The following is a 23,594-nucleotide window of genomic DNA, read 5'->3' as shown; positions in this document are numbered from 1 at the left end:
TAAAAAATGTAAACTTATTAAAGTTTTGCATATTCAAATAAAAAAATAGGAATAGTTTTTACTATCCCTATTTTTTGTTATTCACTCAAAAAAGCTAATTTTTACAGTTGAGGTACATACTGAGCTTTTTCAGGAACATCAGTATATTCAGCAACAATTTGGCGGAATTCTTCGCCGTCGATAGTTTCTTTTTCGATGAGTAAATCAACAATGCGATCGGTAACGGTGCGATTGTCACGGATGATTTTTTTAGCAGTTTCGTAGCATTCTTCTACAATTACTCTAACTTGATTATCAATCCGAGATGCGATCGCCTCAGAATAATCGGATCTGGTCATCCAGTCACGACCTAAGAAGACTTCTCCTTGTTGGCTTTCCAAGGACAAAGGCCCTAAATCAGACATCCCAAAGCGAGTTACCATCTGACGCGCCATCCCTGACAATTGCTGCAAGTCTCCACCTGCACCAGTTGTAACTTCCGCCGGGCCAAAAACTACTTCTTCGGCTGCACGTCCACCCAAAGCACCAGTAATTCTAGCTTTGAGTTGAGAACGAGAAATTAATCCTTGTTCTTCGTTGGGGGTAAACCAAGTTAAACCCTGTGCTTGTCCGCGAGGAATGAGAGTAACTTTTTGTACTGGGTCATGGTCTTTGAGCAAAGTACCGACCAAAGCGTGTCCCACTTCGTGATAAGCAATTAAGCGTTTGCTCTTGCTGTCTACCAAGGGAGTACCTTCCATACCAGCTACCACACGGTCAACTGCATCATCGATTTCGCGGAGGGTGATTGCTTCCTTGCGTCTTCTAGCGGTAAGAATAGCCGCTTCGTTAAGTAAGTTAGCTAAATCTGCACCAGTAAAACCAGGAGTCCGGCGAGCGATCGCTTCTAGTGATACGCTGGGGTCTAGTTTCTTGTTGCGTGCGTGGACTTGCAGAATTTCCAAGCGTCCTTTGATGTCGGGTGCATCAACGGTTACTTGTCTGTCAAAACGACCAGGACGTAACAAGGCTGCGTCTAATACATCTGGACGGTTGGTAGCAGCAATAATGATAATACCTGTATTGCCTTCAAAACCATCCATTTCGGTGAGCAACTGGTTGAGGGTTTGTTCCCGTTCATCGTTACCACCACCGATACCTGCGCCCCGTTGTCTACCTACAGCGTCGATTTCATCGATGAAGATGATACAAGGAGCGTTATCTTTGGCTTTCTTAAATAAGTCACGGACGCGGGACGCACCCACACCGACAAACATTTCCACGAATTCTGAACCGGAAATGCTGAAGAAAGGTACGCCAGCTTCCCCGGCGATTGCTTTTGCAAGTAAAGTTTTACCTGTTCCTGGAGGCCCAACCAACAACACACCTTTGGGAATGCGTGCGCCTACAGCAGTAAATCTTTCTGGCTGCTTCAAGAAAGTTACAACTTCTTGCAGTTCTTCTTTGGCTTCTTCAATACCAGCCACGTCATCAAATTTCACACCAGTTTTGGCTTCCATTTGAAAACGCGCCCTGGATTTACCAAAGCTCATAGCTTGACCAGGGCCACCAGGGAGATTACTAGAGCGACGGAACAAAAAGAACAATCCAGCGATCAGTAAAACTGGGAAAACTAAATTACCCAATAATCCCCAGATTGCGCCATCATTCCGCATGGGATGAGCATCAAAACTAATTTGTTTTTCTTTGAGTTTGCTAATTAATTCCGGTGCGCTAATTGGCAAATCTACCCGCCACCGCTGAATGCGATTTTCAATATCCGGATCGACAGCTTCGACAATTGCTGTTCTGCCGCCTTCATACAAATCTACGCTAGTGACGCGATCGCTATCCAAATATTCCAGAAAGCGACCATAAGTCATGCGTGTATTAGCAGCATTTTTGCCCATATCCGCAGGAGCATTAGCAAATGCTCCTTGCCAGAAGAAAAAGCCAATTACCAAAGCAGGCAATGTCCAGAGTACTAGGACTCTCCAGGAGAATTTCATCTTAATTTTGCCTCTGCCAATACAATTAATTATCTCTAGGAAACGATGATTTGATTACCAAGTAGGTTGGCAGTTGCTGATTAGTCAATCGCCAATTTACTTGCTTTACGGTAGTGACGCTCGCTTGTAGGTTGTTTACCTCTCAAGCTGGGAACCTGCTAAAGCTGCTGGTTTTCCAACGCACTACCTCACCTTGTTCACTAGATTCAGTTTGCAACGGATGTTTATTAATCCATTTTGTTTAATTTGATCTCTAATCGTGCCTCACCACAAAGCCGTTAGGTCTTTATGATAATTGTGCGACACTGACAAGAATCTTAATTAAATTTAACTTAATTTTAATACAACATTGCAAAATCCAAGAAAGCACAAAAGGACAGAAAGACTCAGACAAGCCCAGCACCAAACTATAGTCCTTACGCAGTCAGACGAAAAATTAAGGGTTTGGACAAGGGTATAAGGGTGTGGGGGTATAGGGGTGTAGATATCTAGAACCTTTATACCCCATACTCTTTCACCCCTACACCCAATCTCCACAAATAAACTTTGTGCGTAATTCCTGGCTTCCTCTTCCCTGTCCTAAAAATATTGGAGAAATGCTGTTTGTAAGGATTACTTGACCTCAGTAATTTTTAATGTGTAAGGGAAATACTGACCTTGATTGTAGGAACCCACCCAAATTTCATACTTTCCTGGTAGCCATTCACCACCAATACCAGGATTTTTGCCTTCTAGATCGTCATTACACCAAGTACCGCCAGGGCCTTTGACAACGATTGTCACATCTTCAGGACTTTGTACTTGTAGCTTCAGATAATCAAATTTAGTTGTCAGTTCTAAATTATGATCTGGTGTTTTATCCACAAAGCCAGTACATGGCCCGGTGATTGTTTCTGTCTTACCAGCAATTTGACTCGCAGATACAGAACCACCACTCATTCCCCTAACATTCATCGGATCTGGGGAAAATGGATGGTTGAGAGTCACATCTCCAAATATCGGTGGTGCTTCTTGAGCATTAGTTATTGTATTTGTTACTGATGTGACACAGAAAGCCAATACCGTCAACGAAAATCTCATCCCTCTATTTAAAGACGTTTGCGCCATTGCAATTACTTAGGTTTCTCAGTATTTTAAAAGACACGATTTTTACCTAGTAAGTTCCCAATTAGAAGAGGAATTGACTAATATCTGAGATTTGGTACAGCAATTAGTCATACGTAAGAAACACGAATTTGTCTGTGACTTGCATTGCTTGAACTCAAGACAAATTAATTCGTAATTCGTAATAGAGTCTTTACGAATTACGAATTACACAATCACACATTAATTGCTTGATGCAACCTTGGTTTATCCCAACCAATTTGATTCAACAATAACCAGGACTGGATTAAGTCGGGGCCGTGGACATCTCCTGTTAAAGCCGCACGGAGCGATCGCATTACCAACCCTTTCTTAACATTCTGTTGTTTTACCACCTGTTTAATAATGTCTTGAGCAGTGGCTTCTGTGAATTCGGGTTGATTTTCTAAAGCAGCAAGTATGGCACTCAAAACTGCACTAGAGCCTTCTTGTTGCAGTTGTTTACTACCCTCATCGATCAATTCGACAGTTTCGCTGAAAAACATTTTACTCATGTCTACAGCTTCTACCAAACGAGTTAGGCTAGGGCCGATTAAAGCAACTAACTGCTCTAACCAAGGACGCTCTCGCCCATCTAGCTTATAACCAGCTTCTTGCCAAACAGGTATGAGTAAATCTGTTAGTTTATCCACTGGCAGATGGTGAATATATTGACTGTTTAGCCAATCTAGTTTTGCCCAGTCAAATTTAGCACCAGCTTTATTGACTCGCTCAAAACCAAATACCTTGGCAGCTGCTTCTAAGGTAAATATTTCTTGGGTAGATTCTGGTGGCGACCAACCTAACAAAGTCATGTAATTTACCAAAGCTTCCGCCGTAAAGCCCATTTTCTGAAAATCAGAAATAGAAGTTACGCCATCGCGCTTAGATAACTTGCGCCCATCCATGTTCAAAATTAGTGGCGAGTGGGCAAATACAGGTATTTTTGCTCCTAAAGCTTCATATAACAGAATTTGTTTAGCGGTGTTGGCGATGTGGTCTTCTCCCCGGATAATATGGGTGATTTGCATATCAATGTCATCGACCACCACCACAAAGTTGTAGAGTGGTTGACCAATGCCATCTTCCGACGCACGGGCAATGACCATATCACCGCCAAGGTCACTACCCCGCCAAACCATTTTTTCCCTTACTAAGTCATTCCAGACAATTTCGCGGTCATCATCGATTTTGAACCGGATGACAAAGCTGCGTCCTTCTGCTTTGAAAGCGGCTTCTTGTTCTGGGGTGAGGTGACGATGACGGTTGTCGTAACGGGGTGCTTCACCTTTGGCTTTTTGAGCTTCGCGCAGTGCTTCTAGTTCTTCCGGGGTGGTGTAGCAGCGATAAGCTAAACCTTGATCTAAGAGCTTTTGTACTGCTGTTTTGTAAAGGTCTAAGCGTTGGGATTGGAAAAACGGCCCTTCATCCCAGTTCAACCCTAGCCAGCGCAATCCAGCTAGAATATTGTCTGTGTATTCGGGGCGCGATCGCTCTAGGTCTGTGTCTTCAATGCGTAAGATAAACTGACCCCCGTGGTGGTGGGCAAATAACCAGTTAAATACAGCAGTTCTAGCTGTACCAATATGTAAATTGCCAGTTGGGCTTGGTGCAATACGGACTCTAACAGTCACAGTTATTTCTCTCTTTCACAAAGCATGATCAATATAACAAGTACAGCGTCCTCTCAGTTCAATGCCTGCGGCAACGCCCCCCAAGGTGTTGAGACTGGATGTCACAAAAGGGGAATAGGATCAGGAATTCGTCGAGGCTTAAAACTCCAACCAATGCGATCGCCCGAAAAGGCTGGGCTTTCGACTTAAGGGTTTTAGGCTGCTCTCTCACTTCCCGTTCTCTACTCCCGCCCTAATGGGGAATAACTGATACATGAATAGCTGTATGATTCTTTGGTTAAAGGTTAATTTATAACTAAAACCTTTTTAGACCAATCACCCATATTTCTTAGTTCTGTTTTTTAACGGGACTGACGGGGCTCGAACCCGCAACTTCCGCCGTGACAGGGCGGTGCTCTAACCAATTGAACTACAGTCCCTTAATTTGCAACTTTATTATTATCGCTTTTTTGTTTGGGTTTGTCAAGTGATTTTTTTACTTTTTTTGGCTTTAGCTTTAAAGGCTGCGGCTTTCACTCGACGATTAACCATATTAGCATTTCAAATAATTTTTGCAAGTGTTTTGCATTTATTTTTTTAAGTTGAGCTAACAGCCACAAACTGTGGTTTTTCGGTTAAGTGGTGCAGCATTCGAGATTGCATCTGTTTATACTGCTGCTTTAATAAATTTTTGCTTAAAACCGATTGGTCAGATTTTGGCAGAGTTTTGCTCTTTTCTACCCAGAGTTTTAACCTTTGACGCTGGGTATTGGCAATGTGGCTGCTGAGGACATTAATACAGTTATGGGGGGGTTCTAAGGTGAAGCAAATTAAGGGGTAGCGGCCATATTCTGCCAAGGAGTAAACCAATGTTTGGTTATGGGGATTTTGCATATCTAAATAGCAGGGTAGCCATTTAGGGCCAAATTCTCGATTGTAAAGCAGTGTTACCCATAGCATCATCGGGTGTGGAGAGGTGATGAAAATAAATTGGTTGTAACGCTGACACAAAACTCGTTTTTGAATTTCTTGTTCAGGCAACATTAACCAAAGAGCGGCTAAAGTACCTTGTGGAGTATCTAAATCATGGGGAAATACAATTTCTTGAATCGGTTTATTTTGTGGCCATGTTAGTTGAGTAAAGGTAGTTTTTAAAATAGGAGATAATTCAGTACCTCCAGAAAATGGAGAATTATCTGTTGCGGCTAAAGGTTTAGGCAAACTCTGACAACTAGATTGTTCTAAGTTTCCTAAAACTTGTAAAATTTCTGCCATATTTTGGGGGCGATCGCTTGGTTTTTTCTCCAAACAAGCCATGATTAAACTATTTAGTTGGGGTGGTAGTTTAAGTTGAGGATTGACAGTAGCGATCGCTCGCGGTGCTTCAAAATTATGTGCTTTATACCAAGCCCCAAATAAATCAGTTTCTGGCTGCCAAGGTTTAGCACCCGTCAGCATCTCAAACATCATTACACCCAAGCTGTAAATATCAGAACGGCTATCTATTTCTGAGCCTTCTAGCTGTTCAGGAGAGCAATAGGGCAATGTGCCGTTAAATCCTCGACTAGTGCTAAGTGTATTGGCATAATTAATAAACTTTGCAATCCCAAAATCCAGAATTTTAATTAGCTGACCTAGTATAGGATCGGGAATAACTAATATATTTACAGGTTTGATATCCCGATGAACTAGAGGATAAACTTTGCCATCAATATTTACACCTTGATGAGCGCATTGTAAGCCTAAACAAATCTGACGTGTCAAAGTTAAAAATTGAGGCAAAGGTATAGGTATTAAATCTTTTAAACTTTTGCCATTTAAATATTCCATCACATAAAATGGCTTACCTTCGGCACTCACACCATAATCATAAGCTCGCACAATATGTAGACTCTTTTGACTTAAAGCCGCACTCAGCATAGCTTCGCGCGCAAAGTCTTGCTGCATCTTCGCACTACAGAAAGTTTGAGTTAGAAATTTTACGGCAACTGGTGTTCCTCCCAGTAAAACATCATGAGCTAAAAAAACTTCACCCATGCCACCTCTACCAATTAACTGCTTAAGCTGATAACGATTAGCTAGCAATCCTTTCATGTGTGGAGGGATGAACGCGCTTTGACTCACTTTTACAACCTCTGCTGTTGCCGTAATTAAAAATTAAGTGTTTCCCGTTAATAAATCACCAAAACTACCGATTTTTAAATGCAAATTTACCATTTCAGTTATTTTTTAAGAACGCGATAGAATTTGCAAAAATTTCTCAAATAACTGAGAAAGCCAAATTCTAAAACCAATTTTGGCAATTTGTTGTTTTTCTACTAGTTTTTGCAAAATTTCCGCTTTCAACTTGTGATATTCTGCTTTCAAAATAGTTTTAGCTTCCTCAGCGGCCATTTCTTCATGGGAATTCTGCTCTAGTTCTAGCCAATCAGTTAATTGCTGTTTTTGCTTGGCTGTCAAAGTTAACGTCATCACATGAGCGCACTGCTTTGGTTCTTCAAGAGCAAAAAACAACAGATGATAATATCCTCTATCTGCTAAAATTTTGACTATTTTTTCTCCTCGAGAATCTTTTAAATCTAAAAAATAAGACAACCATCTAGTAATAGAAAGTTGAGCATTATACAGTACAGTCACCCATAATAACATAGGGTAGACATTCATTTTAGAAATAAATTCTGTGCTATGAGCTTTATCAGAAAAATTACTGATTTCTTGTTTAGGTAACATTGCCCAAAAAGTTGGAATTACACCTTGGGTGGTATGTAATAAATAGGGAAAACCAATCGAGGCAATTGGTTTATTTTTGGGCCAGGTTTTTTGTAAGCATTCTTTTTCGGATATGGAAGTTACTGGTACTAGTTGTACTGGCGATAATTCCTGAAAGCTATCATTATGCAGGGCAGTTTTTTTATTAATTTGTCGCCGCGCTTTATCTAAAATCGCTAAAATCTGACTGATAGTTTGAGGACGGTCTGTTACTTCTTTAGCTAGGCAGTTCATCAATAATTTTTGTAATGCCTGTGGTATTTTGACTTGGGGGTTTACTTCCTCTGGTGTAGGAGGAAGTTGAAACCGATGCGCTTGATACCAACTGCCAAATGATTGGTTGTCTGTTTGAAAAGGATGCTTACCTGTCAGCATTTCAAACATCAAAACACCCAAACTGTAAATATCAGAGCGGACATCTAAGAGTTTTCGCCCTTCCATGTGTTCGGGAGAGCAGTATGGTAAACTCCCAATAAAGGAATCTGTAAGTGTCATACCACTACGCTCTGTTAAAAATTTAGCGATACCAAAATCTAAAATTTTAACAATCTCACCTTGTTGAGGATCATCAATAATAAATATATTTTCTGGTTTAATATCTCGGTGAACAATAGGGTAGATTTCGCCTTTAAGGCTAATACCTTGATGAGCGCATTGTAAACCTAGGCAAATTTGATAACAGATATCTAAAAATTTTTCTAAGGTTAATGGCTGTACTTTGAGAATTTGCTTCAAGTTTTTACCTTGAAGATATTCCATAACATAAAATGGTGTTTTATCATCCGTCATGCCATAGCTTAATACCCGAACGATATTTTTGCTTTTACGACCTAACTGAGCGCCAATAAAAATTTCTCTGGCAAAACGTTGAGAGATTTGCTGGTTTCCTAGACTCAGCATTAACAGCTTAACTGCAACTAACATTCCACCTTTAGCTGCATCTTCCGCTAGGTAAACCCTACCCATACCACCTTTGCCAATTAAATCTTTTATTAAATAGCGATTATTTAAAAACTTTCCAATATAATTATCAATTTCGGTTTTAGGAATTACCATATTTGGAAATGTTACGCTATAAAATAATTGAAGAATTTTCTTCAAAGCTGAATTGTACCCATGAATAATTACTCTAAGTTTAGAGAATTAATTATGATTGATAAAAATAAATTTAATAACCCATGAACCTTTAATAAAAATAGAAATAGTGTCTCGGCAGATTTTCTTAAATATTATGTAACATATTAATGAAACAAAGTGGATGAGAAAATCCACTGAAACAAATAATAAATTGAATATATTTGCTTTTTATGGGCAGTAAATATACGGTTAATCATCAGTAATAAGCTACACTATATTAGCCTGTTTTGATGATTGTAATTATCTAAGTAGCAATAGAACAGATAAGTAGAAGTAAGAAAAAGTTCGGAAATCAATACTTCTCTTCAGCAATAAATAGAAAAACTATGGCTATTCAGTAGTAATCTCCTTGCCATTATTCAAGTATCTCAGTAATTTTGCTATGCAGAAAAATTGAAAATCCGCCGGAACCATCTAAGAATAGGAGGGTCAATTTTAAGCTGAAATGCCAGAAATTGAGTGCGCTGTATAGAATTGAAGTTATTATCGCTGACCATAATTAATGAGCGTTGTCCGTTAGGTAGCCACGGGCCGAGGGTTAGACCTTCGATGTTGTCTAGGGCTACATCTAAAGTGCGTAAATCTAACAGAAGTTTTTTAGCAACTGGTTTAATCTTGGGAAAATTAACTGTTAACAGACTATTTATATTGTGAATATCATCAGCTGCATTTAAAGAAATTTCAAATAAAAAAACAGCAAAACCTAATCCAGTAAATGACCTTTCTATAGTGAGAAAGTGTCCGTGATTATCTAAGGATAATAAATCTGGTAAGCCACTAGCGAACTTACCAGTTATGTTAAAAAATGATGCAATGGGTTCAGTTTGATATAAATATTCTTTTTCTGGTTTTTGAGTAAATAGGTTGTATTGTAATATGCGGCAAGGTGTCCCGATATTGGGTTGAGTTGCTGGCCCGTCTTGCTTGAGGGCATTTTCTGTTGCAGTGAATAGATATTGATGATTGGGTGTAATGGTTAAGCTTTCAAAAGCTAAATTATCACGAATACCAAATTGATTATTCTTATCGGGTAAAAACTTTTTTGGGATTGGGAGTGTTGTAATTGTTCTTCCTGAAGATAGGGAAAATTCTTGAATAAAAGGATTAATTAATTGATCAGCATTGCCTTCAGAAGAAATAAAGACAGTATCTTTATCAGTTAACGCAATTCCTTCTGTATCTGTTGCACCCGCAGGAAAGTTTTGACCCTGATTATTTAACAGCATGGTCACGCCAACTGGCATCACACCACTATTTTTTAGAGAACCTTGACTCAAATCGATTTTGAAAGTGTAGAAGCGCGCCGGTGCTTTTTGCCCTCGGTCATCAGAAATGGCATAGTAAAGGTCATTTTTGGCATCATAAGTGATGCCTGATAAGCCGCCTACTTCTGTTTTTTGAAATAATAATCCTTTGGCTAATGTTGCTTCGCCAATGAAATCTATGCTGCTAATTTCAACAGAATCGCTTAACAAGTTAGTGAATATAATAGTAGCGATTAAGATGGCAATTACTAAGTAAATAATTTTAGAGATTTTCCTAATCTTTTTAATTATTTTCATGCTGCATTCATGTTGAAAAAGTTGGCTAGCCAATCTTTAACATTTAGGGTGGCGTAACAGTCATCTTCGTTGTAGCGTTGGATCATTTCTAAGAAAGTCCGATCGCCTGTTTCTAACCAGCGATCATACCAGTAAATGCACTTAGCACCACTGGCTTCTTTATCACGCCATTCAAAACCCAACCAACGCGCGATCGCTTTGAGGGCATAGCTTTCTACAGGCAAAGCAACGTTGTGGATTAATTCTTCGTACACATCGACAAACCGATTCAAGATTGGATTAACTGAAGAGTTAGGAGTGTGATACAACTTCGCCAAGCGTTTGACGGTATCAAATTCGTAAACACAAAAATGATAAATTGGGGCTTCTGGATATTGCCAAACTAAATCGAGAAATTGTCGCCAAATTAATTCTTCGGCTTCTGGTGTTTCTGCTAAAAAAGAATGGAATTGTTGTGTGTTATTTTGTCTATTCACCACCAAAACGCCTAAAAGATAATCTAACTCTAAATCTGGCTGGGCTTCAATATCAAAATATAGTTCTATTGGGGATGGAAATATAATTTCTTCCCTACGCCGATGGTTAGTTAAAATTAACGGTCGTTTTTCAATTACCGATTGTGCTTGAATGACCAACTTACTTGCTACTATGCTGTCAAAACCAGGCAAATCTTCTAGAGTTTCTGGATTTGTCTTGGCTAGAGATTCCAGGGTGGTAAGAGAAAGGGCTTGGAGTTGGGTGTAGCGAACTGGTGTGACCCCAGGTAATAACGACAGGTGTTTTTGTGATTGGGCGATCGCATAACATTGACTATACCAGTGGCAAAGATTACATTTTTGCCGCGAAATAAACATTTCTGGCGCGTCTGATAACTGTAGCGATTGAATGAACTCCTCCAGAATTTGTAACATCTGTGGTGTCCATTTTGCCAAATCTACGGGATAACCACTGTCTTTGGTACGTAACAATAACCACGCTCTATCTGGTGCGACTCCTTGCACGGTTGCCAAGGCTTGGGCGTGAAAGGCAGCTACAGCTTGATATTCTTGTTTAGGACGCTTACCTAGTTCCAGATTTGCGGGAACATACATCCAGTTGCCAAAGCAAGATTCGCCTGGCTGTTTAATTAGTAAATCGGGACGACTCACAAGTGTGTAGTTGTCGCTAGCTGTTGCTACCCAATCTTGATAATTACTTAACAACAATCCGTGATAAATATACTCAACTCCGCGCTGCATTAATTCTAAAGTTGCTGCTTGTCCAGCTGCATAATCTTTTGGGGGATACTTTGGCTGTTCATAAGAAAACTCTGCTAAAATTCCCCGTTGGTAAGCGATTTTGTCTTGTTGCAATTTGGCTAACAAGTCATTTGGCGCATCTCGCTGGCTTTTATCAGCATTAATGTCTAAAAAAGGTCGGCGTTTGCAGCGTTGGTATTGCAGTAGGTGTTCAGCATTAATCAACATTAATTTTCAGCTAACAATAATTATGGCTTTCTGGGGATGAAAAAATGGAATAGGCAATAGGTAAGAGAAATTATTCTGTTCCTCAACCCTGTTCCCTATTTGCGAACGTGAAGGTGTTTAAGTTTAAAGTAACAATATTGATATTTGGCATTATTCATGACCAGTAGTTCTGCTATAGCAACTCAGCTGCATCGCCATCGAGAGCAATTTCCAGCTTTAGCTAATAAGATTTATTTTAACTATGGCGGACAAGGGCCGTTATCAAAACAGGCTATGGATGCCATTATTCAAGCTGAGACTCATATTCAGCAGCTAGGCCCCTTTGGTAATGAGGTAGGGCGCTGGATAGGTTCTCATATTCAAACTATTAAACAAGCCATCGCCACAGAGTTAAACACAACCCCAGAAACTATTACCCTAACTGAAAATGTGACTGTAGGCTGTAATATTCCTTTGTGGGGAATTGATTGGCGTTCTGGCGATCATTTGCTGTTATCAGACTGTGAACATCAAGGGGTAATTGCCGCAGCCAAAGAAATTGGGCGACGATTTCATGTGGAAGTTACTACTTGTCCATTAATGGCTACTTTAAATGCAGGCGATCCTGTGGCGGTTATTGCTCAAAATTTACGCCCTAATACCCGCTTAGTAATTCTCAGCCATGTTTTGTGGAATACTGGTCAAGTTTTGCCACTGGAAAAAATTATGGCAGTCTGTAGAAATAATAATTCTTTAGTGTTAGTTGATGCTGCCCAATCTGTAGGTTTATTGCCTTTAAATTTAAATGAATTAGGGGTAGATTTTTATGCTTTTACTGGTCATAAATGGTGGTGTGGCCCGGCTGGTGTGGGTGGATTATATATCCAACCAGAAGCATTTAAAAAACTTGCACCGACATTCATTGGTTGGCGTGGCGTGATTAAAGACAAGCAAGGTCAGCCGATAGATTTTTTAGCTAACGGGCAGAAATATGAAGTTGGGACATCAGCTTATTCATTTTATGCGGGATTGGTGGAGGCGATCGCCCTGCATCAAAAATGGGGTACAGCAGCAGAACGTTATCAGCAAATTTGCCGCAATAGTGAATATCTCTGGCGGAAATTATCAGCTTTATCCCAAATTAAATGTCTGCGAACTTCACCACCCGAAAGCGGTTTAGTCTCTTTTCAATTTGTGCAGCATGATTCTCACACTAGTTTCAAATTAGTGCAATTTTTAGAAACTAACAAGATATTTACCCGCACAATTGCCAATCCTGATTGCATCCGTGCTACTGTTCACTATTTTACTTTAGAGTCAGAAATGGATGAGTTAGTCGAACAAATAGAAAAGTTTAGTCAATAGACTGAAGGAGTATTTTGTTGCAGTTGAGTTTTGCCCTCGACAGCAGGTGCTATCGCCAATAAAGACTGCTGTTGCTCAGGTGAAAAAGCAACAGCAGTAGGTAAGTCAGGATTATCTCGTCCCTGAATTAGTTTAGGACTTACGCACAAAGATTGTTTGTGGAGGCTGGGTTAATGGGTTTTGGATACATACACCCCTAGACCCCTAAACTCTTGCCCTCTTCTCCAAACCCTTGATTTTTCGTTTTCATGCGTAAGTCCTGTAGTTGTAAAATATGCACAGAAACTATGGTTGATTGATAGCGATCGCCTATCTTATGATCTATTAATAATCAAAGTCGCCACCGCCTAAGCCGCCACCAGGCGCAGCCGGAGCGGCATCTTTTGGTTCTGGTTTGTCAACTACAATGGCTTCGGTAGTCAATACCATACCTGCAATTGAGGCGGCATTTTGGACGGCGGAACGTGTCACCTTAGCGGGGTCAACAATTCCCGCCGCAAACAAATCAACGAATTCACCGGTTGTTGCGTCGTAACCGACATTGAATTCTTTCTCTTTGACTCGTTCTGCAATCACCGCACCATTTTGGCCGGCATTTTCCGCAATTCGTTTGAGAGGTGCAGCCAAAGCGCGAGAGACAATTAACGCACCGATTAATTCTTCATCTACTAAGTTAGTCTTCGCCCAGGTTTCTAACTCAGGAGCCAAATGCGCCAGTGTTGTACCACCACCAGGAACAATACCTTCTTCAACAGCTGCTCTGGTAGCGTTGATGGCATCTTCTAGGCGTAGTTTGCGGTCTTTGAGTTCGGTTTCTGTGGCTGCACCGACTTTCACGACTGCAACCCCACCAGCTAACTTCGCCAGACGTTCTTGGAGTTTTTCTTTGTCGTAGGAAGACTCAGTTTCTTCGATTTGGCGGCGGATTTGTTCTACCCTAGCTTTGACAGCTTGCTCGTTACCTTCTGCTACGAGGGTGGTGCTGTCTTTGGTGATGGTGATGCGGCGCGCTCTACCGAGTTGGTCGAGCTTGGTAGCATCAAGTCTCAAACCAGCATCTTCGGTAATTAACTGTCCACCTGTGAGAATGGCAATATCTTCGAGGATAGCTTTACGGCGATCGCCAAATCCAGGTGCTTTGACAGCCGCAACATTCAATACACCCCGCAAACGGTTGACAACTAAGGTTGCGAGAGCTTCTTTTTCAATATCCTCAGCAATAATTACTAAGGGTCTGCCTTGACGGGCGACTTGCTCTAGAACAGGTACTAGGTCTTGTACCAATGTGATTTTCTTATCGGTTAACAGCAAGAAAGGCTCATCTAGGACTGCTTCTAACCGTTCTGCATCAGTGGCAAAATAGGGAGAAATATAACCCCTGTCGAAGTTCAAGCCTTCTGTGACTTCCAGTTCGGTGGTGACTGATTTACCTTCTTCTAGAGATACTACGCCTTCACGACCAACTTTATCTAAGGCTTCGGCAATTAAAGCACCGACGACTTCATCATTACCCGCAGAAATCGCTGCAACTTGAGCAATAGCTTTGGAATCTTCCACAGGACGCGCGTGTTCTCTAATTTTTTCCACAAGAAAACCTGTGGCTTTGTCGATACCACGCTTGATTTGAATGGCATTTGCACCAGCCGCAACGTTTCGCAAGCCTTCTTTGACAATGGCGTGAGCTAATACTGTTGCTGTGGTTGTGCCGTCTCCCGCCGCATCGTTAGTTTTAGAAGCGGCTTGACGAATTAGAGCCACGCCTGTGTTTTCGACATGATCTTCTAATTCAATTTCTTTAGCGATGGTGACTCCATCATTCACAATTTGAGGTGCGCCAAACTTCTTTTCTAAAACAACGTTACGACCTTTGGGGCCGAGGGTAACTGCTACCGCTTCTGCCAGAATATCAATACCTCTTTCCAAGGCACGACGAGCATTTTCGTTGTAAATGATGCGTTTAGCCATAGTAATTTCAGTCCTCTTTAGATTGTGTAGGTTGATGATTGGCTATTTAGGAATGATGAATAATGAATGGCGCTTGCCCGCCTATGACACAATTGCCAAAATGTCCTTTTCTGACAACAGGACATACTCTTCTGTGCCTAGCTTGATATCAGTGCCAGCGTATTTAGAAAACAGCACTTTATCGCCAATTTTAATATCAATAGTTTGATAGGTTCCGTCATCGTTGCGTTTACCAGGGCCGACAGCGACAATTTCACCTACCTGCGGTTTTTCTTTAGCACTATCAGGCAGAAGAATACCACCCGCAGTTTTTTCTTCGGACTCACTAATTTTGAGAAACACGCGATCGCCCAATGGTTTAACGGTAGATACGCTCAACGCTATAGCTGCCATACAAAATTCTCCAAACTCACTTTTTTGAGGTAAATGTTCAATTCAACTGAGAGGAAAATTCCTCATAGGTTGTGTTTTTCAAATTAAACCCTAGGCTAGGAATGGCTTCTGATTAAACTAACTAAGCAATAGCGAGTTAAATCAGAATTGCCGGCAGAGGAGTTAGTACAGTAAGTCTATCGAATTACCGTAGTTTATCGTGTTAAATATCATTTCACATAGTTTGAAAAAAATCAAGCAGTGCAGTAAAGCCTAGAAAAATTATTTAGAGTAGCTAAATATTTGTTTTACATATACTAAGTACTTGAATTTTTTGAACTGCAATGCAATACTGCTAAATTAACTACGTTAAATCGGTCAATAATTAGTATTTTAATGAAGCCTATGTAAGACTTGAAAGGCTAATTTTTCATGTCTTCTAGAAATTATGCCTGGATGAACTTGGCTAGTTATGTATGTAACTTAGCCTCGCTCATTATCTGGGGAAGGGCAATCTTCCCCATTTCTTACTTTTCAAGGAGTAAATTTCATGAATAGTTCTACTCATCAAGACGCTGATGTTTTGATTATTGGTGGTGGCCCGTCTGGAACTTGGGCAGCTTGGAGTGCAGCCACCAGTGGTGCAAAAGTTGTGTTAGTAGATAAAGGTTACTGCGGTACAAGTGGTGCTGCTGCCGCATCTGGAAATGGCGTATGGTATATACCACCAGACCCAGAACAACGAGAAGCCGCAATGGCCAGTCGGGAAGCAATGGGAGGTTTCCTGGCAGATCGGCAGTGGATGAAGCGGGTATTAGACCGTACCTATGACAACATTAATTCCCTGGCTGACGAAGGCTACCGTTTTAGTGTGGATGCAGAAGGAAAAGTTATCCGTCGCTCTTTGCAAGGCCCAGAGTATATGCGGTTTATGCGGAGAAAGATTAAGCAAGCAGGGGTGAAAATTTTAGACCACAGTCCTGCTTTAGAGTTATTGGTGGATGCAGAAGGCGCGGTAGCTGGTGCTAAGGGGATTAATCGACAAACCGGGGAACACTGGACAGTGAAAGCCGGAGCCGTTGTAATTGCAACTGGTGGCTGTGCCTTTTTGAGTAAGGCTCTGGGTTGTAATGTTTTGACAGGAGACGGTTATTTAATGGCTGCTGAAGCCGGGGCTGATTTCTCTGGGATGGAATTTTCCAATGCCTATGCGATTTCGCCGGCATTTTCTTCGGTGACTAAGACTCGATATTATGATTGGGCTTCTTTCACCTATGAAGATGGCACAGTAATTGAAGGTGCAGGTTCTAAACGTGGTCGTTCAGTGATTGCTAAGACATTGCTGACTCAACCTGTGTATGCACGTCTCGACCAAAATATGGATGAAGCTACCAAAGCCTGGATGCGAGCTTCTCAGCCTAACTTCTTTGTAGTATTCGATCGCGCTGGGATAGACCCATTTACACAAAGATTCCCGATTACTTTGCGTTTAGAAGGAACTGTACGTGGTACTGGCGGGATTCGGATTACTGACCATACCTGCGCTACCTCAGTTAACGGACTTTATGCGGCGGGGGATGCGGCTACTAGAGAATTAATCTGCGGTGGTTTTACAGGTGGTGGTAGCCATAATGCGGCTTGGGCAATGTCTTCTGGCTATTGGTCGGGACAATCTGCGGCTAACTATGCCCTGAGTTTGGGTGAAAAAGCCAGCCAGCGCAGTGTTCAGGGAGTGGGTGCAGCCGGGTTACGTGGTGAAGGTCATCATCAATTCTCTGCTGAAGAAGCGATCGCTGCAACCCAAGCAGAAGTTTTCCCCTATGACCGCAACCTCTTCCGCAGCGAATCAGTATTAGGGGAATCTTTAGAAAGACTGGATCACCTGTGGCAAGAAATCCGCCATAGCCATACACCAGATGATAACCAAATTGTGCGATCGCGCGAAGCCGCAGCGATGGTAGCCACTGCACGCTGGATGTACAACAGTGGTTTGCAACGCCAAGAAACCAGAGGGATGCACAAGCGGATGGATTATCCCCAACAAGACCCCAACCAACAATATCGCCTGTTGAGTGGTGGGTTAGATCAGATTTGGGTCAAGCCTGAGTCGATAGTTGCACAACGGGAATTAGTCACAGTGTAAGTTTTGGAGATTGAGGAAGGAATGAGGCTATTGCTTGATTTCTTCCTTTTTTCAACGCAGTCCCGATGAAACTTGTTTCATAGCCAAGCATGAAAGAGCGAGTACTATGCTTACTCAGGACTCAGGACTCAGGACTCAGGACTCAGGACTCAGGACTCAGGACTCAGGACTCAGCACTTTCAAGTCAGAGGGGCGCAGAGAATTAAAGAGTTTAAAAGTCGTGAAATCTTATACATGAAATTATTATCTTTATTTAAATTAAATCTTGATTTGCCTGCGTGGCGATCGCGCAATTATCGCCTCTATTTTGCCGGACAAGCTTTGTCGATGACGGGCAATTTTATGACGCAGGTAGCCGTGCTTTGGTTGATTTATCAATTAACCGATTCGGCTTTACTGTTAGGAATAGCAGGCTTTTTTGGACAATTACCAGTATTTGCCTTAGCTCCAATTTCCGGGATTTTAGCCGATCGCTACAACCGCCATCGTTTGTTATTGTTATTTCAGATTGCCGGGATTTCTGTATCTGTAATTTTGACAGTCATTACGTTTTTGGGTTTGGCTAATTTTTGGACATTGCTAACCTTGAGTACATTATTAGGTTTGCTCAAAGGCTTAGATGTGCCGGTGCGGCACGCATTTGTTAGTGATATGGTAAATCGGGAACTGATGGCAAATGCGATCGCGCTCAATGCAGCTTTTCTCAATGGAGCGCGATTAATTGGCCCTGCTCTTGGTGGGATTTTGATTGCTAAGTTTGGCGCAGGCTACTGCTTTTTATACGATAGTCTCAGCTACATTGTGGCTATTTGGGCAATCGCAGCAATGCAAATCACGCCCCGCCCAGTAGAAATACAGACAAGTGATCCTTGGCGGAAGTTGCAAGAAGGGTTTCAATATGCTTATCATTTCTTACCTGTGCGTTCTATCTTGCTATTACTGGCAACAGCTAGTTTAGTGGGTATGTCATATACAACACTTCTACCCATCTTTGCCGTCGAGGTTCTGCACGGAGGTTCGGAAACCTTGGGTTTTCTCACAGCCGCAGCTGCTATGGGTTCGGTGTTTGCTTGTGTTTATCTGAGTTTTCGGCAAAATATTGTAGGTTTAGAGCGTTTAATTGCCTTTTGTCCGGCGATTATGGGGGTTGGCTTTATTTGTTTTTCTGTCTCTCAAGTCTTCTGGATTTCTCAGTTAGCTTTGGTGATGGTTGGCTGGAGTTCTACACTCCAGGTAGCTGCAAGTAATACATTGCTGCAATTTATTGTGGAAGATAGCAAACGGGGCAGGGTGATGAGTTTTTATGCTATGTGTTTTATGGGTATGGCTCCTTTTGGAAATCTCCTTGCTGGAACTCTCGCCAATTATTTAAAAGCTCCCAATACTTTGATTTTAGGTGGTGTAATCTGCATTTTAGGTTCACTGTTATTCCTACAACAATTACCCCAATTGGCAAAGTTAATCCACTTCAGGACAAACCCAGTAGCAAATTAATTTGCATCGGCAAATCAAACATAAAGGTAATTTCGGCTATGTTGCAGTTTAAATACTTATTAGCTTATTAATTAAAAAAGTGCTGAGTGATACATGAGTCAAACAACTGCACACTCAGCACTTTTAAACTTTGGGTAAATATTTTTATTGAGGTAAAGTCCGGCTAGCATAAGCATCCATCGCGTAGGCAGGAGTGCGATCGCTATAATTTATTTCTTTACCTGTAATAGATTGAGCTAACTTTTCAAAAGACTCAGAACGCCAGTTACGTTCGTGGATAGGCTTAGTTTGTTCACCCAAGAAATAAGCTAAAGAACCTAAAGTGGCAGCAGCGACCCAGCCTAGAACTAACAATACAATTAGAGTTGTCATTTTTGACCTCTTGTTTAATATTTGTAACTTTATGTAAATAAATATAACTAAAAATTTACAAATCTTGCAATTGATGTATGAGTGTGCTTATCACGATAAAGTAAGTAGGGTATTCCGCACTCTTCCACTTTTGGGAAGTTGAGTAATTCTTATGAGTGGTAATTTAAATAGACGGCAACTACTTAAGTTATTAGGCATGAGTGCCTTAGGAAGTTCAGTTTCTAGTTGTATTACCTCTCCTGCGGCTGCGGCAAAAGTCAATTGGGGATATATTGGCAAACAAGGCCCAGAATATTGGGGTAAACTTTCACCAGATTTTCAGCTTTGTTATACAGGTAAAAGACAAACACCAATTGATTTACAACTCGCCAGTGTTAAAAGTGCCGACAAAAATCAAGATTTACTAGCAATTAACTATCAGCCATCACCGTTAAATTTAATTAATAATGGCAAAACTATCCAAGTTAACTATCAAACTGGAAGTTTTATTGAGTGCGTAGGCGTAGCCCGCCACAGGCATCGCCAAATTTTTCAACTGCTCCAATTCCACTTTCATCATCCCAGCGAACACCATATCAACGGTGAATTATATGACATGGAATTACATTTCGTTCACCGTGATCAAACAGGTAATTTAGCAGTTATCGGCGTATTTTTAAAAGCAGGAGCTTTTAACCCAAATTTGCAATCGATTTGGGATGCAATGCCGGAAAAACAAGGAGAAGAAAATATAGTAGCAGATACAATTATCAATGCTGCCCAACTATTGCCAACAGAACACAGATTTTTAACTTACTCTGGTTCTTTGACTACACCACCTTGTTCTGAAAATGTCAGTTGGTATGTAATGGAACAGCCTATTGAAGTATCTCGCCAACAGATAGATAAATTTGTCCACTTATTTCCCCATAATAATCGCCCAATCCAACCATTGAATGAGCGTATAGTTTTGGAGAGCGCAAATACTATATAGATATCTTAATTAAGATATACTCAAGACTGCTTATTTTTAGAACACAACCGCCAAGCATGGGGAGGTAAATCATGATGTTGGCGAAATTGACGCGAGAAATGACAGACGTGTTGATAACCTAAAAGCTTGGCAATTTGCTCGACTGTTTCATCAGTATTTTGCAGTAAAGTACGAGCCTCGGCCATGCGACGTTTAACAATCCAATTATTGACAGTTTCTCCGGTTTGCTTTGCGACTCTGTTAGTTAAATAAGCTGGTGAATAACCAACAGCTTCCGCCACATCACACAGAGTAATTCCTTGATGAAAATAAGCTTCTATATAGTCAAAAACTTCTTTTAATTGGGGAATATCAGGAAATATGGATTTCGATTTAGCAGTTTCTGCTGGCGTTGCTTCAGGCGTTACTGCTTGGGAAGTTTTTTGGACTATATTATTGCACCACTTTTGAATTGATGCTTGTTTTTGTAAGCGAGTGGCGATCGCTCTGAGTAATTCGTCTAATGTCGAAGGTTTGGTAATATAATCATCTGCACCTAATTCCATCCCTTTGCGAATCTCATCTCTAGAGTCGCTCCCAGATAGAAAGATGAAGGGAATAGATGCTGTTTGGGGATCTTGGTGCAGCGCATTCAAAACGCTGTAACCGTCCATATGGGGCATCATGATATCGCAAACCACCAGGTCGGGTAAATTCTCTTGAGCTTTTTTAATGCCGACTAAACCATTTTCAGCACCTATCGCTTCAAAACCTTCAAGCTTTAAACCCTTTAAATAGAGATTGCGGGTAATACTATCATCCTCAATAATTAGAATTCTTTTTGATGATTGGGTAATCATTTTTATGTTAATAAAAGTAGGGACACAGAGTTATGAACATTGCTTCTGGTAGAGTGTGAGAATAGGGACAAAATTAACAGCTTAGTTCCAAGTTGTGAATTTTAAGTTGTCAAAACTCAACACTCATAACTCTGAACTAGGCGTTTTTGATAGGCTTGCTGGCAGCATGACAGTGAAAGTAGTACCACGACCAACTTCACTGTCTACAGTGATTTGACCGCTATGTAAATCTACCAGAATTTTCACAATGGCAAGGCCTAGCCCAGTGCCAGGAATATTATCGATATTACTACCACGATAAAACGGCTCAAATAGACGCGATCGCTCTTCTGCTAAAATACCAATTCCTTCATCTTTTACTTGAAAAATTACTGTTTCCTCATTCTGGTCTAGCATTAATTCAATTATACTCCCAAATGGAGAATATTTAATGGCATTATCGAGTAAATTTCGCAAAATTGCTTCCACAATTTGTTTATCCATACAGACTTGAATTTGCTTATTAAAACAAGTAAATTGTAAATTATTTTCCAGACTACTCATTTGAATTTGAGCGACCAAATCAGAGCATAATTTAACTAATTCGATAGATGTTGGAGCAAATTTGAGCTTGGCTGATTCTGACTTTGCATAAAACAAAATCTCATCTAGCATCTCACTAAGTTGTTCTATAGAAGCTTGAATTTGTTCGAGTAATGGCTGAATAATTTGCTGTGTTTGTTCATCAACATACCGCTTGAGTAAATTATTCGAGAATGCAACAACATTGAGCGGATTTCGGAGTTGATGACACACTATAGAAAGAAAACGCGCTCTCAATTCTCCAAGTTGTTTTGCTTGTTCTAAAGACTTATTCAGTTCTAATTCGGCAACTTTATAATCAGTAATATCTATCCCCGCAATTAATTCCACTGGTTTTTCTTGAAAATCAAGTGTGCCATTCAATCTACCCACTGCACAAGCAAGCCAAAAGTCCCCACCATTTTTAGTTAAAATACACATTTCTTGGTATTCAAAATTGCTGGCTTCAGTTGACTTCCCTATTTGCCTTGACTTTTTGTTTTTCACCAAGCGACGAATATCAAAACCATTCAATAACTCTGATTTTGTGTAACCAGTCAGCATTTCCACTGCCGGATTTACATAACAAATCTGTCTACCATGAATCAGAAAAATCAGAGCATCTGTCGTTTCTGCTAAAGTTCGGAATCTAGCTTCATTTAGTCTTAATTCTGACTCTATCTTTTTTGTTTCTGTAATGTCCCAAACACTCCATACTCTACCTATAATTCTTTCACCTAAGTACTGAGGTTGAGAATAGCTAGCAAATATTCTGCCGTCTTTTAACTCGATAACATCATAACTAGTAATATCTGATTGACTAGAAACTTCCCAAATCATCCGCCGAAAAGTTGCAGTATCTTTAATTTGATTTTCAAAAAAAGCTCTGGCTTGAGGGCATTTTTTCGATAAAAATAGAGCTTTGGGCAGTTGCCACATTTCTAAAAATTTTTGATTGACGCTGAGAATATCACCTTCAAAGTTAATTGCAACAATACCAACAGCAGCAGACTCTAGCGTAGAATTCAGGATTGATAAGGATGTTTCTAGGTTGTTTGCTTTTTGTTTTAAGGTAGATACTTGGTTGAGCAAGCTTTCATTTGTATCTCTTAATTCATTAATCCATTTTTGTAGGCTTAACTCTACTATTTCCTGACTTTTTTCTCGCACAAAAGCACAGCTAAATCTTCTACCTTTATCTTCTAATACCTTGAGAGATATTTCGACTAAAAATATCCGTCCTTTTTTAGCACGATAACGAGTTTTAAAAGTTACAGATTGTTGAGATAGCAGTTCTGACCAATTATGTAGGGCAAAATCTAAATCGATATCTTGTAATCTCATTGACAGCAATTCTTTACGAGAATATCCTGTCATCTGACAAGTGGCATCATTGACATATAAAAATTGCCAATTATCCCCTAAACAGAAGTAAGCATCTACAGCGTTATTAATAAGAAAGTGAGCAAACTTAGACTCTAATTCTGACTGTAGTGCCATTCTAGTTCTAGACTCCAAATAATAATTACTTTTGTTCCTTTATGGAGTTTTACTTGATGTTTTGGAAGTAGCACTTCTGCATCTGGTTTATTGCCCAATACGGTTCAGTTAAGAGAATAGTAACCCAACAAAGTATGCGTGAATGTTGGGTTCCGTTCCTTCACCCAACCTACACCAGTCTAAGTTGTTGCCTTAACCGAACTGTATTGGTTGATTGCCAATAGTTAATCTCTAATCTGGCAGAAGAAACTAACAACAAATACAGAACTACACGCCTTAAATAATTTGAGCGGCAGCGTTGGCGGAAAACACCACCAGTCGATAACTGTCTAACTAAAGTGGCTTTTCAACACTTCTGTTTTTTCTGGTTTTTG

General features: G+C 40.5%; 18 protein-coding genes and 1 tRNA gene. 5 read left to right on the top strand and 14 right to left on the bottom strand.

The genetic code is table 11. From position 1 onward, the window contains the following. Positions 1 to 101 precede the first annotated feature (101 nt). From ftsH2 to gltX, 3 genes are all read right to left on the bottom strand, one after another. Positions 102 to 1,988 (bottom strand): ATP-dependent zinc metalloprotease FtsH2, encoded by a 1,887-nt coding sequence (ftsH2, locus tag H6G69_RS27775; RefSeq protein WP_190692346.1) that lies wholly within the window; start codon positions 1,986 to 1,988, stop codon positions 102 to 104. Positions 1,989 to 2,600: 612 nt separating this feature from the next. After that, complete coding sequence (locus H6G69_RS27770) at positions 2,601 to 3,095, bottom strand: hypothetical protein (RefSeq protein ID WP_190692345.1); 495 nt, start codon at positions 3,093 to 3,095, stop codon at positions 2,601 to 2,603. Positions 3,096 to 3,307: 212 nt separating this feature from the next. Next, positions 3,308 to 4,744 carry a glutamate--tRNA ligase gene (gene gltX / locus H6G69_RS27765; RefSeq protein WP_190692344.1) on the bottom strand — a complete coding sequence of 479 codons (1,437 nt, stop codon included), beginning with the start codon at positions 4,742 to 4,744 and terminating at the stop codon, positions 3,308 to 3,310. A 24-nt stretch (positions 4,745 to 4,768) separates the two neighbouring features. Between gltX and H6G69_RS27760 the strand changes: the two genes are divergently transcribed. Next, a complete protein-coding gene (locus H6G69_RS27760; protein ID WP_190692343.1) occupies positions 4,769 to 4,933 on the top strand; it encodes a hypothetical protein in 165 nt (54 codons plus the stop codon). Positions 4,934 to 5,089: 156 nt separating this feature from the next. On the opposite strand, the gene H6G69_RS27755 is transcribed toward H6G69_RS27760, so the two are convergent. From H6G69_RS27755 to H6G69_RS27735, 5 genes are all read right to left on the bottom strand, one after another. Then, positions 5,090 to 5,163 (bottom strand) — tRNA-Asp (locus H6G69_RS27755). 157 nt (positions 5,164 to 5,320) lie between these two features. Next, positions 5,321 to 6,847 (bottom strand): protein kinase domain-containing protein, encoded by a 1,527-nt coding sequence (locus H6G69_RS27750; RefSeq protein ID WP_190692342.1) that lies wholly within the window; start codon positions 6,845 to 6,847, stop codon positions 5,321 to 5,323. A gap of 105 nt (positions 6,848 to 6,952) precedes the next feature. Beyond that, positions 6,953 to 8,548: a serine/threonine-protein kinase gene (locus H6G69_RS27745; RefSeq protein WP_190692341.1), complete on the bottom strand. Its 1,596-nt coding sequence runs from the start codon at positions 8,546 to 8,548 to the stop codon at positions 6,953 to 6,955. Between the two features lie 461 nt (positions 8,549 to 9,009). Continuing rightward, on the bottom strand, positions 9,010 to 10,191 hold the full coding sequence (locus H6G69_RS27740; protein ID WP_190692340.1) for an esterase-like activity of phytase family protein: 1,182 nt from the start codon (positions 10,189 to 10,191) through the stop codon (positions 9,010 to 9,012). Next, entirely contained in the window at positions 10,188 to 11,657 is a 1,470-nt protein-coding gene (locus H6G69_RS27735) for a TM0106 family RecB-like putative nuclease (RefSeq protein ID WP_190692339.1), read from the bottom strand. Before H6G69_RS27735 ends, H6G69_RS27740 begins: the two co-directional genes overlap by 4 nt. A gap of 156 nt (positions 11,658 to 11,813) precedes the next feature. Here H6G69_RS27735 and H6G69_RS27730 point away from each other — a divergent pair, with 156 nt between their 5' ends. After that, positions 11,814 to 13,001, top strand: coding sequence for an aminotransferase class V-fold PLP-dependent enzyme (locus tag H6G69_RS27730; RefSeq protein WP_190692338.1), 1,188 nt, complete (start codon positions 11,814 to 11,816; stop codon positions 12,999 to 13,001). Here H6G69_RS27730 and H6G69_RS27725 read toward each other — a convergent pair. The 3 genes from H6G69_RS27725 to groES all read right to left on the bottom strand — a co-directional run bounded on the left by H6G69_RS27725 (position 12,995) and on the right by groES (position 15,359). Beyond that, positions 12,995 to 13,150 carry a hypothetical protein gene (locus H6G69_RS27725; protein WP_190692337.1) on the bottom strand — a complete coding sequence of 52 codons (156 nt, stop codon included), beginning with the start codon at positions 13,148 to 13,150 and terminating at the stop codon, positions 12,995 to 12,997. The genes H6G69_RS27730 and H6G69_RS27725 overlap by 7 nt on opposite strands. A gap of 175 nt (positions 13,151 to 13,325) precedes the next feature. Beyond that, the gene (groL, locus tag H6G69_RS27720) at positions 13,326 to 14,966 is read right to left on the bottom strand and encodes a chaperonin GroEL (RefSeq protein WP_190692336.1); all 1,641 of its coding nucleotides are present in this window, start codon (positions 14,964 to 14,966) and stop codon (positions 13,326 to 13,328) included. A gap of 81 nt (positions 14,967 to 15,047) precedes the next feature. Beyond that, the gene (groES, locus tag H6G69_RS27715; protein WP_190692335.1) at positions 15,048 to 15,359 is read right to left on the bottom strand and encodes a co-chaperone GroES; all 312 of its coding nucleotides are present in this window, start codon (positions 15,357 to 15,359) and stop codon (positions 15,048 to 15,050) included. Positions 15,360 to 15,888: 529 nt separating this feature from the next. Between groES and H6G69_RS27710 the strand changes: the two genes are divergently transcribed. Continuing rightward, positions 15,889 to 17,481 carry an FAD-dependent oxidoreductase gene (locus H6G69_RS27710; protein ID WP_190692334.1) on the top strand — a complete coding sequence of 531 codons (1,593 nt, stop codon included), beginning with the start codon at positions 15,889 to 15,891 and terminating at the stop codon, positions 17,479 to 17,481. A gap of 234 nt (positions 17,482 to 17,715) precedes the next feature. Continuing rightward, entirely contained in the window at positions 17,716 to 18,975 is a 1,260-nt protein-coding gene (locus H6G69_RS27705; protein WP_190692333.1) for an MFS transporter, read from the top strand. A gap of 144 nt (positions 18,976 to 19,119) precedes the next feature. On the opposite strand, the gene H6G69_RS27700 is transcribed toward H6G69_RS27705, so the two are convergent. Then, the gene (locus tag H6G69_RS27700) at positions 19,120 to 19,347 is read right to left on the bottom strand and encodes a photosystem II protein, Psb35-related (protein ID WP_190692332.1); all 228 of its coding nucleotides are present in this window, start codon (positions 19,345 to 19,347) and stop codon (positions 19,120 to 19,122) included. A gap of 151 nt (positions 19,348 to 19,498) precedes the next feature. Between H6G69_RS27700 and H6G69_RS27695 the strand changes: the two genes are divergently transcribed. Continuing rightward, positions 19,499 to 20,320 (top strand): carbonic anhydrase, encoded by an 822-nt coding sequence (locus tag H6G69_RS27695; protein WP_190692331.1) that lies wholly within the window; start codon positions 19,499 to 19,501, stop codon positions 20,318 to 20,320. Positions 20,321 to 20,340: 20 nt separating this feature from the next. On the opposite strand, the gene H6G69_RS27690 is transcribed toward H6G69_RS27695, so the two are convergent. Together H6G69_RS27690 and H6G69_RS27685 are read right to left on the bottom strand one after the other, a co-directional pair. Continuing rightward, positions 20,341 to 21,159, bottom strand: coding sequence for a response regulator (locus H6G69_RS27690; RefSeq protein ID WP_190692330.1), 819 nt, complete (start codon positions 21,157 to 21,159; stop codon positions 20,341 to 20,343). A 123-nt stretch (positions 21,160 to 21,282) separates the two neighbouring features. Next, positions 21,283 to 23,220 (bottom strand): scytonemin biosynthesis sensor histidine kinase, encoded by a 1,938-nt coding sequence (locus tag H6G69_RS27685; RefSeq protein WP_190692329.1) that lies wholly within the window; start codon positions 23,218 to 23,220, stop codon positions 21,283 to 21,285. Positions 23,221 to 23,594 lie beyond the last annotated feature (374 nt).

It is taken from the genome of Nostoc sp. FACHB-110 (assembly GCF_014697425.1).
Lineage (GTDB): Bacteria > Cyanobacteriota > Cyanobacteriia > Cyanobacteriales > Nostocaceae > Nostoc_B.
Note: the sequence above shows the minus strand (reverse complement) of the source record. Positions and strands in the feature narration are given on the sequence as shown.